At 54.6% G+C, this 14,535-nt stretch carries 12 protein-coding genes, 1 rRNA gene and 1 riboswitch; of the genes, 10 read left to right on the top strand and 3 right to left on the bottom strand.

The window, feature by feature from the left end; all coding sequences use genetic code 11:
- Nucleotides 1-97: 97 nt before the first annotated feature.
- Nucleotides 98-1,246: an acetylornithine deacetylase gene (gene argE, locus DEU53_RS20220; protein ID WP_101760637.1), complete on the bottom strand. Its 1,149-nt coding sequence runs from the start codon at nucleotides 1,244-1,246 to the stop codon at nucleotides 98-100.
- A 167-nt stretch (nucleotides 1,247-1,413) separates the two neighbouring features.
- Between argE and argC the strand changes: the two genes are divergently transcribed.
- From argC to oxyR, 5 genes are all read left to right on the top strand, one after another.
- Nucleotides 1,414-2,418 carry an N-acetyl-gamma-glutamyl-phosphate reductase gene (gene argC / locus DEU53_RS20215; protein ID WP_110868176.1) on the top strand — a complete coding sequence of 335 codons (1,005 nt, stop codon included), beginning with the start codon at nucleotides 1,414-1,416 and terminating at the stop codon, nucleotides 2,416-2,418.
- 15 nt (nucleotides 2,419-2,433) lie between these two features.
- Nucleotides 2,434-3,207, top strand: coding sequence for an acetylglutamate kinase (gene argB, locus DEU53_RS20210; RefSeq protein WP_007885411.1), 774 nt, complete (start codon nucleotides 2,434-2,436; stop codon nucleotides 3,205-3,207).
- Nucleotides 3,208-3,221: 14 nt separating this feature from the next.
- Complete coding sequence (locus DEU53_RS20205; RefSeq protein WP_101760634.1) at nucleotides 3,222-4,439, top strand: argininosuccinate synthase; 1,218 nt, start codon at nucleotides 3,222-3,224, stop codon at nucleotides 4,437-4,439.
- 75 nt (nucleotides 4,440-4,514) lie between these two features.
- The gene (gene argH, locus DEU53_RS20200; RefSeq protein WP_101760728.1) at nucleotides 4,515-5,888 is read left to right on the top strand and encodes an argininosuccinate lyase; all 1,374 of its coding nucleotides are present in this window, start codon (nucleotides 4,515-4,517) and stop codon (nucleotides 5,886-5,888) included.
- A gap of 340 nt (nucleotides 5,889-6,228) precedes the next feature.
- Nucleotides 6,229-7,146, top strand: a complete 918-nt coding sequence (gene oxyR, locus DEU53_RS20195) for a DNA-binding transcriptional regulator OxyR (RefSeq protein ID WP_008109652.1) — start codon at nucleotides 6,229-6,231, stop codon at nucleotides 7,144-7,146.
- Here oxyR and sthA read toward each other — a convergent pair.
- Nucleotides 7,129-8,529: a Si-specific NAD(P)(+) transhydrogenase gene (gene sthA / locus DEU53_RS20190; RefSeq protein ID WP_101760632.1), complete on the bottom strand. Its 1,401-nt coding sequence runs from the start codon at nucleotides 8,527-8,529 to the stop codon at nucleotides 7,129-7,131. The two genes, oxyR and sthA, sit on opposite strands and share 18 nt — an antisense overlap.
- 194 nt (nucleotides 8,530-8,723) lie before the next feature.
- Here sthA and fabR point away from each other — a divergent pair, with 194 nt between their 5' ends.
- Both fabR and DEU53_RS20180 read left to right on the top strand, forming a co-directional pair.
- Nucleotides 8,724-9,368, top strand: a complete 645-nt coding sequence (gene fabR / locus DEU53_RS20185; RefSeq protein ID WP_008109648.1) for an HTH-type transcriptional repressor FabR — start codon at nucleotides 8,724-8,726, stop codon at nucleotides 9,366-9,368.
- An 18-nt stretch (nucleotides 9,369-9,386) separates the two neighbouring features.
- On the top strand, nucleotides 9,387-9,743 hold the full coding sequence (locus tag DEU53_RS20180) for a YijD family membrane protein (protein ID WP_061720276.1): 357 nt from the start codon (nucleotides 9,387-9,389) through the stop codon (nucleotides 9,741-9,743).
- 32 nt (nucleotides 9,744-9,775) lie between these two features.
- On the opposite strand, the gene trmA is transcribed toward DEU53_RS20180, so the two are convergent.
- Nucleotides 9,776-10,879, bottom strand: a complete 1,104-nt coding sequence (trmA, locus tag DEU53_RS20175; RefSeq protein ID WP_110868175.1) for a tRNA (uridine(54)-C5)-methyltransferase TrmA — start codon at nucleotides 10,877-10,879, stop codon at nucleotides 9,776-9,778.
- Between the two features lie 112 nt (nucleotides 10,880-10,991).
- Nucleotides 10,992-11,174: riboswitch (cobalamin riboswitch) on the top strand.
- A gap of 68 nt (nucleotides 11,175-11,242) precedes the next feature.
- On the opposite strand from trmA, the gene btuB reads away from it, so the two are divergent.
- The 3 genes from btuB to DEU53_RS20160 all read left to right on the top strand — a co-directional run.
- Complete coding sequence (gene btuB, locus DEU53_RS20170; protein ID WP_110868174.1) at nucleotides 11,243-13,129, top strand: TonB-dependent vitamin B12 receptor BtuB; 1,887 nt, start codon at nucleotides 11,243-11,245, stop codon at nucleotides 13,127-13,129.
- Nucleotides 13,074-13,925: a glutamate racemase gene (murI, locus tag DEU53_RS20165; RefSeq protein WP_110868173.1), complete on the top strand. Its 852-nt coding sequence runs from the start codon at nucleotides 13,074-13,076 to the stop codon at nucleotides 13,923-13,925. Before btuB ends, murI begins: the two co-directional genes overlap by 56 nt.
- A 396-nt stretch (nucleotides 13,926-14,321) precedes the next feature.
- Nucleotides 14,322-14,535 (top strand): 16S ribosomal RNA (locus DEU53_RS20160); the annotation flags it as partial.

Genomic DNA, 14,535 nt, shown 5'->3' with positions numbered 1-14,535 from the left:
TTGCAGCGAAGCGAGATAAGTTATTCTTATTATCAAATCCCGAACAATGAGGGGGCAATTTGCTGATTTAACAGTGAAATGCCCCATTTGTTGTTCATCAATGACAAAAATGCTGTACGACTTGGGTGATAAGCGCATGAGTCGGCTTGATAAATGCGGTATCAATAAACTCATCAGGTTGATGGGCTTGATTGATAGATCCCGGGCCTAATACCAGCGTTGGGCACAACTGCTGGATAAAAGGCGCTTCAGTGCAATAGTTCACCACTTCGGTTGGCACGCCCAGCAGCTTCTCCACCACTTGCACCAGCTCATGATCGGCCGGACATTCATAGCCTGGAATCGGCGGATGCAGCTCGCCCACGGTAAGACGTCCCGGCCAGCGCGCACTTACCGGCGCCAGCGCGTCATTTAGCAGACCATCCAAATCGCTCAGGGTTAAGCCCGGCAGCGGACGAATATCCATGTGCAATTCACAGCAGGCGCAGATGCGGTTGGCCGCGTCGCCACCATGAATATGACCAAAGTTCATGGTTGGATAAGGAATGGCAAAACCATCGTGGTTGTAACGCTCTTTCAGCGTGTTACGCAGCTGCATCAGCTGGGTAATGGATTCATGCATCAGTTCAATGGCGTTAACGCCGCGTGACGGATCGCTGGAGTGGCCTGATTGCCCCTGAATACGAATCACATTCGACAGATGACCTTTATGCGCGCGCACCGGCTTAAGTGAGGTGGGCTCGCCGATGATGGCGCAATCCGGACGCAATTGGGTGGATTCAGAGAAATACTTCGCGCCCGCCATGGTGGTCTCTTCGTCGGCGGTGGCGAGGACGTAGAGCGGCTTGCTGAGTTTGGTCACGTCAACGTCACGCAGCGCGTCCAGAATAAAGGCGAAGAAGCCTTTCATGTCGGCGGTGCCGAGGCCGTACAGCTTGTTGTCGTGTTCGGTCAGCGTGAACGGATCGCGCGTCCAGCGGCCATCATCGTAAGGCACAGTGTCGGTATGACCCGCCAATAACAAGCCGCCTGCGCCCAATCCGCTGCGCGCCAGCATGTTGAATTTATGCCGCGTGCCAGGCACCGGCTGCACTTCGACACTGAAGCCAATATCGCGGAACCAGCCGGCCAGCAAATTGATTAAAGTTTCATTACTCTGATCCAGTGCGCTATCGGTTGCGCTGATTGATGGCGTGGCAATCAACTGGCGGTAGAGTTCGATAAAAGGTGGTAATTTTGTCTTCACTGTTGACGGTCCTTGGGTTAGGATGTATCAATATTCATGCATTAATAGTGAATAAAAATACAATAACGTCGCTTGCATGTGAAGCATCAAATCTTCTGCAAACGGCATTCTGGGCAACGGGGCAAGGCCGCGACCCGATACGTGACTGTAATAAGGTATACAGCCTGATGTTGAATACGCTGATCGTTGGTGCCAGTGGTTACGCTGGCGTAGAGCTTGCCACCTACCTGAATCGCCATCCGCATATGAACATAACCGCTTTGGCGGTTTCAGCGCAAAGCCCGGATGCTGGAAAGTTATTGTCGGATTTGCATCCGCAGCTCAAAGGCATTGTCGATTTGCCGCTGCAGCCGCTGAGCGACGCCGCTGAATGGGCCGACAAAGTGGATGTGGTGTTCCTCGCCACGGCTCACGAAGTCAGCCACGATCTGGCACCTGAATTCCTCAAAGCTGGTTGCGTGGTGTTCGATCTCTCCGGCGCGTTCCGCGTAAACGACGATGCGTTCTATACGCAATATTACGGTTTCAGCCATCAGCATCAGGATTGGCTGGACAAGGCGGTTTACGGCCTGGCCGAATGGCAGCACGACAAAATCAAAGATGCGGAGCTGGTTGCGGTGCCGGGTTGCTACCCAACCGCAGCCCAGCTTTCGCTGAAACCGCTGATCGCAGCGGGTCTGCTTAACGATGCACAGTGGCCGGTAATCAATGCCACCAGCGGCGTGAGCGGCGCAGGGCGCAAAGCCAACGTTGGCACCAGCTTCTGTGAAGTGAGCTTGCAGCCGTACGGCCTGTTTAATCATCGTCATCACCCGGAAATTGTGGCGCATCTCGGTACGCCGGTGATCTTCACGCCACATCTGGGCAGCTTCCCACGCGGGATTTTATCGACCACCACTTGCCGCCTGAAAGCGGGCGTGACGCAGCAGGATGTGGCGGATGCCTTCCATAACGCTTACCACGACAAACCGCTGGTGCGCGTCTATGACAAAGGCGTACCGGCGCTGAAAGCGGTGGTCGGTTTACCGTTCTGCGACATCGGCTTCGCCATGCAAGGCGAGCACCTGATTGTGGTGGCTGCCGAAGATAACCTGCTGAAAGGCGCCTCATCGCAGGCGGTTCAGTGTTTAAACATTCGTTTCGGCTTCCCCGAAACGCTGTCTCTGATTTAACGAACGGATAACGCAATGAATCCATTAATCATTAAACTGGGTGGCGTGCTGCTGGATAGCGAAGAAGCGCTGGCCCGTCTGTTTGATGCCCTGCTGGCGTACCGCAATGAACATCAGCGTCCGCTGATCATTGTGCACGGCGGTGGTTGCGTGGTGGACGAGCTGATGAAGAAGCTCGCGCTGCCGGTGAAAAAGAAGAACGGTTTGCGCGTGACGCCAGCCGATCAGATTGACATTATTACCGGTGCGTTAGCCGGTACCGCCAACAAAACGCTGCTGGCGTGGGCGAAGAAATATGGCATCGGCGCGGTGGGTTTGTGCCTCGGCGATGCCGGTCTGGTCAACGTGGCGCAGTTCGATGAAGAGCTGGGACACGTTGGCAACGCGACGCCGGGCAATCCGGCGCTGGTGAACACGCTGCTGGCGGCGGGCTACATGCCGGTGATCAGCTCGATTGGCATCACCGACGGCGGTGAGTTGATGAACGTCAACGCCGACCAGGCGGCAACCGCGCTGGCTGCGACCATCGGTGCCGATTTGGTGCTGTTGTCTGATGTCAGCGGTATTCTCGACGGCAAAGGTCAGCGCATCGAAGAGATGACCGCCGCGAAAGCGGAGCAGCTGATTGCGCAGGGCATCATCACCGATGGCATGATCGTGAAAGTGAACGCGGCGCTTGATGCCGCCCGCACGCTCGGTCGCCCGGTCGATATCGCCAGCTGGCGTCATGCTGAACAACTGCCAACCCTTTTCAACGGCGTGTCGATTGGCACCCGGATTCTCGCATAATCAAGGATTAAGACATGAGCACGCAAAACATCAAAAAAATCGTTCTGGCCTACTCCGGCGGTCTGGATACTTCAGCCATCATTCCATGGTTGAAAGAGAACTATGGCGGCTGTGAAGTGGTGGCGTTCGTGGCGAACATTGGCCAGGATCCAGCCGATCTGGAAGGCGTTGAGAAGAAAGCGCTGCAGTCAGGTGCGTCTGAGTGCCACGTGGTTGACCTGCGTGAAGCGTTCATCAGCGAATACGTGTATCCGGTTCTGCAGACTGGTGCCCTGTACGAAGGCACTTATCTGCTGGGTACGTCTATGGCGCGTCCGATTATCGCTAAAGCCCAGGTTGAGCTGGCGCTGAAAGTGGGCGCAGATGCGCTGTGCCACGGCGCAACCGGTAAAGGTAACGATCAGGTGCGTTTCGAAACCACCTACACCGCGCTGGCGCCACAACTGAAAGTGGTTGCGCCATGGCGTGAGTGGGACCTGCGTTCACGTGAAGCGCTGCTGGATTACCTGAAAGAACGCAATATCCCGACCACTGCGTCGCTGGAAAAAATCTACAGCCGTGATGAGAACGCATGGCACATCTCTACCGAAGGCGGCGTGCTGGAAAGCCCAGCCAATGCACCGAACAAAGATTGCTGGGTGTGGACCGTTGATCCGCTGGAAGCGCCCGATCAGCCAGAAAATGTCACGGTCACCGTGGAGAAAGGTCGCGTGGTGGCGGTGAACGGCGAGACGCTTAGCCCGTTCCAGTGCCTGGAAAAACTCAACGTGCTGGGCGCCAAACACGGCGTCGGCCGTATCGACATCGTGGAAAACCGTCTGGTAGGCATCAAGTCCCGCGGCTGCTACGAAACTCCAGGCGGCACCATCATGGTTAACGCGTTGCGTGCGGTTGAACAACTGGTGCTGGATCGCGATAGCTTCAAATGGCGTGAGCAGCTGGGCCATGAAATGTCTTACGTGGTTTACGATGGTCGCTGGTTCGCGCCGCTGCGTAAATCTATCCAGGCCGCAGCTGAATCCCTGGCAGAAGAGGTGAATGGCGAAGTGGTACTCCAGCTGTATAAAGGCCAGGCCACGGCGATTCAGAAAACCTCTGCTAACAGCCTGTACTCAGAAGAGTTCGCCACCTTTGGCGAAGACGAAGTTTACGATCACCGTCACGCGGGCGGCTTTATCCGCTTGTTCTCACTCTCTTCACGCATTCGCGCGCTGAACGAGCAGAAGAAGTAATACCGCGGCAATCGACATATTTTGCAAGGGCGGCTTCGGGCCGCCTTTTCTATAACAGATTCAGGAGTAATGCAGATGGCACTTTGGGGCGGACGTTTTTCGCAGGCAGCAGACCAACGGTTCAAACAGTTCAACGACTCGCTGCGTTTTGACTATCGTCTGGCCGAGCAGGACATTACCGGCTCGATTGCCTGGTCAAAAGCGCTGGTGACGGTCAACGTGCTGACCAATGAAGAGCAGCAACAGCTGGAAAGCGCGTTGAATGAACTGCTGGCTGAGGTACGCGCCAATCCTGAGCAGATTCTGCAAAGCGATGCGGAAGATATTCACAGCTGGGTGGAAGGCAAGCTGATCGACAAAGTCGGCGCGCTGGGCAAGAAATTGCACACCGGCCGTAGCCGTAACGATCAGGTCGCGACCGATCTGAAACTGTGGTGCAAAGAGCAGGTTGCCGTGCTGCTGGAGGCGACGCGCGAGCTGCAATCGGCGCTGGTCGCCACGGCACAAGCCAATCAGGACGCGGTGATGCCGGGTTACACGCACCTGCAGCGTGCGCAACCGGTGACGTTCGCGCATTGGTGTCTGGCGTACGTTGAGATGCTGGCGCGTGACGAGAGCCGTCTGCAGGATGCACTGAAGCGTATGGATGTCAGTCCGCTGGGTTGCGGCGCGCTGGCGGGTACCGCCTACGAGATCGATCGTCAGCAGCTGGCCGGCTGGTTAGGTTTTGCCTCTGCCACGCGTAACAGCCTCGATACCGTTTCCGATCGCGATCACGTGCTCGAGCTGCTGTCAGACGCCTCGATTGGCATGGTGCATCTGTCGCGCTTTGCTGAAGACCTGATCTTCTTCAACACCGGTGAAGCGGGCTTCCTTGAGCTGTCGGATAAAGTCACTTCCGGATCGTCGTTGATGCCGCAGAAGAAAAACCCGGATGCGCTGGAGCTGATCCGTGGCAAATGTGGCCGTGTGCAAGGTGCGCTGACCGGCATGATGATGACGCTGAAAGGCCTGCCGCTGGCGTACAACAAAGATATGCAGGAAGACAAAGAAGGGCTGTTCGATGCGCTGGATACCTGGCTCGACTGCCTGCATATGTCGGTGCTGGTGCTGGACGGCATTCAGGTAAAACGTCCGCGTTGCCAGGAAGCCGCTGAGCAGGGCTACGCCAACTCGACCGAGCTGGCCGATTATCTGGTGGCAAAAGGCGTTCCGTTCCGCGAAGCCCACCACATTGTGGGTGAAACCGTGGTGGAAGCGATCAAGCAAGGCGTGGCGCTGGAAGCGCTCACTCTGGCGCAGTTGAAGCAGTTCAGCGCGGTGATTGAGGATGACGTGTATCCAATTCTGTCGCTGCAATCTTGCCTGGATAAGCGTAATGCGCAAGGTGGTGTCGCTCCTCAACAGGTCGCCTTCGCCATCAGCGAAGCGCAGAAGCGTTTGGGTTAAAAGCTATGCGCATTAGATTGCGCCGCTGCGGTATATGCAGGAATGCGTAGCGGCGCGATTTATCGCGCTCTGTTGATATCCAGCAGGCGAGCGACAAGCAAAAAAAGCGGGCACCTCTTCGGTAGCCCGCCAACCTCTAGCTTCGGAATTACATTTTGTTATAGGCACATCATCAAGGGCAGGCCACTCCCGGCCAGCACAGTGATTGGTTTTAAGCAGTTTGCAGGTTCTGCTCCAGATCATTTGATGCGCGCATTATTCCCGCTCACGCCTTGATAGGGCCAATCGTTCATTGCTATTCTATCTATCGCCACGGGCTATCGTGGTTTGGAGGATTTCAATGAATATTCGTGATCTCGAATACCTGGTTTCACTTGCGGAGCATCGCCATTTCCGGCGTGCAGCTGACGCATGTCATGTCAGCCAACCTACCTTAAGTGGACAGATTCGTAAGCTGGAAGATGAACTTGGCGTGATGCTGCTGGAGCGAACCAGCCGTAAGGTGTTGTTTACTCAGGCTGGACTGTTGCTGGTGGATCAAGCGCGAACCGTGCTGCGCGAAGTGAAAGTGCTGAAGGAGATGGCGAGCCAGCAAGGCGAAGCGATGTCTGGACCGCTGCACATTGGTTTGATTCCAACCACCGGGCCGTATCTGCTGCCGCACATCATTCCGATGCTGCACAAAACCTTCCCCAAACTCGAAATGTACCTGCATGAAGCGCAGACGCAGCAACTGCTGGCACAGCTCGACAGCGGCAAGCTGGATTGCGCCATCGTGGCGTTGGTGAAAGAGAGTGAAGCCTTTATTGAGGTGCCGCTGTTTGATGAGCCAATGACGCTGGCGGTGTATGCCGATCATCCGTGGCGCGATCGCGATCGCGTGCCGATGTCGGATCTGGCCGGTGAGAAATTACTGATGCTGGAAGATGGGCACTGCCTGCGCGATCAGGCGATGGGCTTCTGCTTCGAAGCCGGTGCCGATGAAGATACGCATTTCCGCGCCACCAGTCTGGAAACGCTGCGCAACATGGTTGCCGCCGGTAGCGGCATTACCTTGTTACCTGCGCTGTCCGTGCCGAATGAACGCGAACGTGATGGCGTCTGCTATTTACCGTGCTACAAGCCGGTGCCGCAGCGCACCATCGCGTTGGTCTATCGTCCAGGATCGCCTCTGCGCAGCCGCTATGAGCAGTTGGCAGAAGCAATCAAAACCCACATGAAGGGTTATCTGGATACCTCGTTAAAACAGGCGGTTTAAGCCGTTTAACGCTGCCACGCGATAAGCTTCGGCCATGGTGGGATAGTTGAAGGTGGTATTCACGAAGTACTCGATCGTGTTGCCGCCGTTCTTCTGTTCCATGATGGCCTGGCCGATGTGAATGATCTCCGCAGCACGCTCGCCAAAGCAGTGAATCCCTAAAATCTCTTTGGTTTCGCGGTGGAACAGAATCTTAAGGCTGCCGACATGCATGCCAACAATCTGCGCACGCGCCAGATGTTTAAACTGCGCACGACCCACTTCATACGGCACTTTCATCGCCGTCAGCTGCTGTTCGGTTTTACCCACTGAGCTGATCTCCGGAATGGTGTAAATCCCGGTTGGAATATCTTCGATCAGGTGCGCGGTAGCTTCACCTTTGATGATCGCCTGCGCGGCAATGCGGCCCTGATCGTAAGCAGCAGAAGCCAGGCTTGGATAACCAATCACGTCGCCAACCGCGTAAATATGCGGCAGCGCAGTTTGATACATGCTGTTCACCTTCAGCAGGCCACGACCATCCGCTTCCAGTCCGACGTTTTCCAGCGCCAGTGAATCGGTGTTACCGGTTCGACCGTTTGCGTACAGCAGGCAATCGGCTTTCACTTTTTTGCCCGATTTAAGGTGAATTATCACCCCGTCATCAACGCCTTCAATCTTCTCAAACTCTTCGTTGTGACGAATCACCACGCCGCTGTTCCAGAAGTGATAGGAGAGGGAATCTGACATCTCCTGATCGAGGAACGCCAGCAGACGGTCGCGGGTGTTGATCAGGTCAACCTTGACGTTCAGGCCGCGGAAAATCGAGGCATATTCACAGCCAATTACGCCGGCGCCATAAATGATGACGTGACCAGGTTCATGATGCAGGTTGAGGATGGAGTCGGAATCGTAAACGCGCGGATGGGTGAAATCGACATCTGCGGGATGATACGGACGAGAACCGCAGGCGATCACGAATTTCGCCGCGGTTAATCGCTCGCGGGTGCCGTCGGGTTGTTCCACTTCGATGGTGTTGGCATCAACAAATCGGGCATCGCCCTGATAAAGTTCACAGCGGTTGCGCTCGTAGAAGCCCTGACGCATCGCGGTTTGTTGACTGATCACGTTCTCGGTGTGGTTGAGAATGTCGGCGAATGAGGAGCGCAGGAGGCGAGTGTGATCGCTGTAAAGTGGGTTTTGATTGAACTCGATGATACGGCTAACAGCGTGACGCAGGGCTTTGGAAGGGATGGTTCCCCAGTGTGTACAACCGCCGCCGATGTTGTGGTAGCGTTCGATCACTGCAATACGCGCTCCCTGCTTCACCAGCCCCATCGCCGCACCTTCGCCGCCCGGACCGGAGCCAATCACAATGGCATCGTAATCGTAAGACTTTTGCATACCAGTACGTCCTATTTTTTTATCACATTTTTACAACGAGATTCTAACATCTCGCCGCGCACATCTGAATTCTAACAGCGTAAATTGCTGAAGTTTGACAAAGCGTGAGGTTCACAGGCGTTCACAAAGTTTGCACCGCTGTACGCTGAAAAGTTTGTTATAGTGCCTGCCAAATCACCTAAAAGGCCGGGAAAATGGGCGTCAGAGCGCTACAAAAAGAACGTACACGACGTTCACTGATTGAGGCTGCCTTCAGTCAGTTAAGTGCAGAAAGGAGTTTTGCCAGCCTGAGTTTGCGCGAAGTTGCACGCGAAGCGGGGATTGCGCCGACCTCATTTTATCGTCACTTCCGCGATGTCGATGAGCTGGGCCTGACCATGGTGGACGAAAGCGGCTTGATGCTGCGCCAGTTAATGCGTCAGGCGCGCCAGCGTATTGCCAAGGGCGGCAGCATTATCAAAACCTCGGTGGCAACTTTTATGGAGTTCATCGGGAACAATCCCAACGCTTTTCGGCTCTTACTACGCGAGCGCTCCGGAACCTCGGCGGCCTTTCGTGCCGCAGTCGCGCGTGAGATTCAGCACTTCATCGCCGAACTGGCCGATTATCTTGAATTAGAAAATCGCATGCCGCGCAGCTTCACCGAAGCGCAGGCCGAAGCCATGGTGACGATTGTGTTTAGCGCGGGTGCCGAAGCGCTGGACGTTGATATTGAGCAGCGCCGTAAGCTTGAGGATCGATTAGTGCTGCAGCTGCGCATGATCGCCAAAGGCGCTTATTACTGGTATCGCCGGGAGCAAGAGCGTCTGGCGGTTACCCTGGAAAAACCCGAAGAGTAATGTGATAAGGATAATGAAATGATTGAGCAAAACCCACGCGATAAAGGAACGCTTTTATTGGCTTTTATCACCGGTTTAGCGATCAACGGCTCCTTTTCGGTGCTGTTCAGCACGTTTGTTCCCTTTTCGATATTCCCGCTGATTGCGCTTGGCCTCGCGGCCTGGTGTTTGCATCAGCGTTATCTCAACCGCAATATGCCAGACGGCATGCCTTCACTGGCGGCGGCGTTCTTCCTGCTGGGTATTTTGGTTTATAGCGCGCTGGTGCGGGCTGAATATCCGGATATCGGCTCTAACTTCATCCCGACCATTCTGATGGTGGCGCTGGTGTTCTGGATTGGTATGCGTTTTCGCCGCGCGAAGAGCAAGCAGTGAAAAAACGGGAACCTTGGGGTTCCCGTTGTTGTTTAGGCCTTGCGCGTCAGCAGCACGCCGCATTCCATATGATGGGTATACGGGAACTGATCGAACAGCGCCAGACGCGTGACATCATGCGTTTCTCCCAGCACCGCGAGGTTGTCGCACAGCGTTTGCGGGTTGCAGGAGATATAAAGGATGCGCGGATAGGCCTGCACCATCTTCACAGTTTCCTCATCCAGCCCGCTACGTGGCGGATCAACAAAAATGGTTTCGCATTGATAGCTCTTCAGGTCGATGCCTTCTAAACGATTGAAGCTGCGAACGCCCGTCATCGCCTGGGTAAACTCTTCAGCGGCCATACGAATAATCTGCACATTATCAATATGGTTGGCGGCAATGTTGTATTGCGCGGACGCGACCGACGGCTTGGCAATCTCCGTGGCCAACACGCTGCGGAAGTTACGCGCCAGCGCCAGCGAGAAGTTGCCGTTACCGCAATAGAGTTCCAGCAGATCGCCTTGCGAATCCTGCGTGACGTCCAGCGCCCACTCCAGCATCTGAATATTCATCGCCGCGTTTGGCTGGGTGAAGCTGTTTTCCACCTGACGATAAATCATCTCTTTCCCCGCGACCGGCAGGCGCTCATCCACGTAATCGCGATCGAGGCAGATTTTGGTTTTGGTAGCGCGGCCAATCAGCTGCACATCAAAGCCTTCGGCACGCAGGCTGTCGCGCAGGGCGCTGGCGGCGGCGGTCCACTCCTCTTCCAGCTTGCGGTGATAGAGCAGCGAGATAGCAATCTGGTTGCTCATCGTCGACAGGTAATCGATCTGGAACAGTTTGAAACGCAGCGTGCGGTTGTCACGGATCGCCGCGATCAGTTTTGGCATCAGCTGGTTGATCAATTCACTGGCCGCCGGGAATTGATCGACGCGGATACGTTGCTTGGTCTGTTGATCAAAGATGATGTGGTAGAGATCGTCTCCGTCGTGCCAGATGCGGAATTCGGCACGCATCCGATAGTGGCTGACCGGCGAACGGAACACCTCCACGTCGGGCGCGGCAAAGGGCATCATCATCGCCTGTAAGCGGCTGACTTTTTCCGCCAGTTGCGCGTCGTATTGTTCAATCGGGAGCTGTTCGGGTGTCATCTTTAATCCTGGTAATAAGCTGGCTTGCCGGGCGATTGTAGGCATTCAACTGCTGATGTCCAGCCCTGCGGAAAACAAGATGGCTGGAAGTCTGGATTTCCGGCCTTCCTGGCCGTAGACTGCGCCTGCCGGCCTCCTTGAGTTAAAAGGGAATCCAGTGTGAATCTGGAGCTGACGCGCAGCGGTAAAGAATGTCGTGGTGATGGCAATTACAAACACTGTCCTGCCGGATGGGAAGTTTTTTCACCATTTATGATTCTCAGCCCGAAGACCTGCCGGTGTGACGTCGCAATACATACGACCATCGCGAGCTATTGGTTGTAGTCGTGCGGCATCCTGCTTCGTCTTTTGGATGCTATAACAATGAAAAAAACACATGCTTCGCTGTTTGCCTTCAGTGCAACGGCGTTGTCTCTCTGGGCGCAATTTGGCTACGCGCAGCAGAATGATGATACGCAAATCGTTACCGCTAACCGCTTCGCGCAGCCTGTCTCGTCGGTGCTGGCTTCGACTTCTGTTGTCACCCGTGATGAGATCGATCAGTGGCAATCCAAGAACCTACTGGAAGTGTTACGCCGCTTGCCGGGCGTGGATATCGCGCAAAGCGGCGGCATTGGGCAAAGCGCTTCTATGTATGTACGTGGTTCTGAAGCGCGCCATACGCTAATTCTGGTTGACGGTGTGCCGTTCTCTAAGCCTGGCATTACCGGCGTTGCTGACTTCAACCAAATCCCTGTTTCCATCATCCAGCGCGTTGAGTTCATTCGTGGCCCGCGGTCTGCGGTTTACGGCGCAGATGCGATTGGCGGCGTGGTGAATGTCATCACGCAAAACCCGAACAATCAAAACTCGCTGACGGCTGGCTTTGGTTCGAAGGGCTATCAGGAATACAGCGGCGGCATCAATCAAAATGTCACGGACCAGACGCGCGTAACGGTGGCGGGCTCTTATCAGGCCACCAACGGCTACAACGTTCAGCCGGGCTCAACGTCTCCGACCGATCGCGATCGTGATGGCTGGCGCAATAAGGCGTTCTGGGCTGGCGTTGACCACAAGTTTAACGAGGCGTTTTCTGGCTTCTTCCGGGGTTACGGTTACGCCGCGAACTCAGATTACGATGCGGGTTATGTCGGTGGTCAGGATGAGCAACAGATCTATAATCACTCGTTTGATACCGGTCTGCGCTTTAATAAAGAGGAATACTCCTCGCAGCTGACCGCCAGTTATCAAAAGTACAAAATCTATAACTACGTTGGGTCTGACGGCCGCTATGCGGATTCCAATAGCCTGGATGACATGGAGCAGCGCAACCTGCAATGGGGCAACACCTTTGCGGTGGGGCATGGCATGGTCAGCGCGGGTCTGGATTGGCAGCAGCAGAAACTGAGTTCGATTGGACAACTTTATTCTGGCGCACCGCGTGATGAAGATGGTTACAAGCAAGACAACACCGGTGCTTACCTGACGGCTCAGCAGCAGTTTGGCAATGTTACGCTTGAAGGTTCGGCGCGTGGCGATGATAACCAGGACTTTGGCCGTCATGGCACCTGGCAAACGGCTGCGGGTTGGGAGTTTGTGCCGGGTTACAAGGCATCACTCTCTTACGGCACGGGTTTCCAGGCGCCGACGTTAGGCCAGCTATATGGTCTGAAGCGCTTTGGTATTAGCTCTAATCCCGATCTCAATCCTGAGAAATCAAAACAGTGGGAAGCCGCGCTGGAAGGTTTAACCGGTCCGGTTAATTGGCGTGTTGCTGCGTATCACAATAAAGTCAGCAATCTCATTACCTATGCTTCTGATCCTGTGACTTTTGAGGGCGGCTATTACAATGAAAAAGCCGTTACGCTGAAAGGTATTGAAGCCACCGCTGATTTTGATACCCGCTTCCTTCATCACCAGATCACCTTGGGTTATCTGGATGCGCGTCGTGATTCAGATGGTGAAACGCTGGCGCGTCGTGCGCGTGAGCAGGCCAAATATCAGCTGGGTATGACGGTGTATGACTTTGATATTGATGTCATCTACCAGTACTTCGGTAAGCGCTACGATAACAACACCAGCGAATATGCCAGCGAGCAGCGTCGTTTATCGAGTTACAGCACGGTAGATCTCGCGGTCTCGTATCCGGTCACATCACAGCTCACCGTTCGTGGTAGAATTGCCAACCTGTTCGATAAAGATTATGAGACAGCGTATGGCTATCCAACTCCAGGAACGGAGTATTACCTCAGCGCCAGCTACAGCTTCTGATCTGCGTCCCACCGTGCTGGTGTTTGACTCCGGCGTGGGTGGGCTCTCCGTTTATGATGAGGTCCGGCATTTACTGCCGGATCTTCACTATCTCTACGCCTTTGATAATGAAGGTTTCCCGTACGGCGAAAAATCCGAAGACTTTATTGTCGAGCGCGTGGTGGCGGTGGTGACGGCTATCACTCAGCGTTTCCCGCTTGCGTTGGTGATCATTGCTTGTAACTCGGCCAGCACCATCTCTTTGCCGGCTCTGCGTGAACGTTTCGAATTCCCGGTTGTGGGTGTGGTGCCTGCGATAAAACCTGCTGCGCGTCTGACGCGTAACGGCGTAGTGGGATTGCTGGCCACGCGCGGCACGGTGAAACGTCCTTATACCCATGAGTTAGTGGCGCAATTTGCCCGTGACTGCAAAATCGAAATGCTCGGCTCTGCTGAGCTGGTGGAGCTGGCGGAAGCCAAGCTGCATGGCGAAGATGTTGAGCTCGCTGATGTACGCCGTGCTGTGCAACCCTGGCTACGGATGAAAGAGCCACCTGATACCGTGGTTCTCGGATGTACGCATTTCCCTTTACTACGTGATGAGCTGCAGCTGGTGCTGCCGGAAGGGACAAGGTTGGTGGATTCGGGCGCGGCGATTGCGCGTCGTACCGTCTGGTTATTAGAGCATGAAGCACCGCAGGCGGTTTCATCCGGTCAGAATTTAGCGTTCTGTACGCGTATAGATGATGAAGTGACGAAATTGTCACCGATTTTGCAGCGTTATGGCTTCCCGTTGCTGGAAAAATTAGCAGTTTAGTGGCGTTTCGACGAAAAAATCAGCACTCGGAAATTAATTTGAAATTAGCGCTTGTCAGCTCCGAAGAAATCCCTATACTGCGCCTCCACTGACACGGAACAACGGCTTACGAAGTGAAGTGTTCAGGAGGTGGTCTTCAAGGCAACCTTCAGAAAAGCAAAAATAAATGCTTGACTGAGAATGCGGAAAGCGTAATATACGCATCCCGCGCCGCTAGAGAAATCGCGGCATGCTCTTTAACAATTTATCAGACAATCTGTGTGGGCACTCGCAGGATTGATATCCGCGTCTCCGGACGCAAAAAAATATCAAAGCCTCACGAGTGAACACATAATGAAATTCATTATGACGTTTTACAGATGAGCACCGCTGAACTTGTTTCAGCAAATCAAACTTAAATTGAAGAGTTTGATCATGGCTCAGATTGAACGCTGGCGGCAGGCCTAACACATGCAAGTCGAACGGTAGCACAGAGAGCTTGCTCTCGGGTGACGAGTGGCGGACGGGTGAGTAACGTCTGGGAAACTGCCCGATGGAGGGGGATAACTACTGGAAACGGTAGCTAATACCGCATAACGTCGCAAGACCAAAGTGGGGGACCTTCGGGCCT

Origin of the sequence: Pantoea sp. AG1095 (genome assembly GCF_003208415.1) — a bacterium.
Lineage (GTDB): Bacteria > Pseudomonadota > Gammaproteobacteria > Enterobacterales > Enterobacteriaceae > Pantoea > Pantoea leporis.
This window is presented reverse-complemented; position numbering and strand designations above follow the sequence as displayed.

Excerpts from the sequence above, each read along its gene's own strand:
- btuB (WP_110868174.1), top strand. The coding sequence starts at position 11,243 with ATGAAAAAAACACATGCTTCGCTGTTTGCCTTCAGTGCAACGGCGTTG.
- argC (WP_110868176.1), top strand. The coding sequence starts at position 1,414 with ATGTTGAATACGCTGATCGTTGGTGCCAGTGGTTACGCTGGCGTAGAG.
- DEU53_RS20180 (WP_061720276.1), top strand. The coding sequence starts at position 9,387 with ATGATTGAGCAAAACCCACGCGATAAAGGAACGCTTTTATTGGCTTTT.
- DEU53_RS20205 (WP_101760634.1), top strand. The coding sequence starts at position 3,222 with ATGAGCACGCAAAACATCAAAAAAATCGTTCTGGCCTACTCCGGCGGT.
- argH (WP_101760728.1), top strand. The coding sequence starts at position 4,515 with ATGGCACTTTGGGGCGGACGTTTTTCGCAGGCAGCAGACCAACGGTTC.
- murI (WP_110868173.1), top strand. The coding sequence starts at position 13,074 with ATGGCTATCCAACTCCAGGAACGGAGTATTACCTCAGCGCCAGCTACA.
- fabR (WP_008109648.1), top strand. The coding sequence starts at position 8,724 with ATGGGCGTCAGAGCGCTACAAAAAGAACGTACACGACGTTCACTGATT.
- trmA (WP_110868175.1), bottom strand. The coding sequence starts at position 10,879 with ATGACACCCGAACAGCTCCCGATTGAACAATACGACGCGCAACTGGCG.
- oxyR (WP_008109652.1), top strand. The coding sequence starts at position 6,229 with ATGAATATTCGTGATCTCGAATACCTGGTTTCACTTGCGGAGCATCGC.
- sthA (WP_101760632.1), bottom strand. The coding sequence starts at position 8,529 with ATGCAAAAGTCTTACGATTACGATGCCATTGTGATTGGCTCCGGTCCG.
- argB (WP_007885411.1), top strand. The coding sequence starts at position 2,434 with ATGAATCCATTAATCATTAAACTGGGTGGCGTGCTGCTGGATAGCGAA.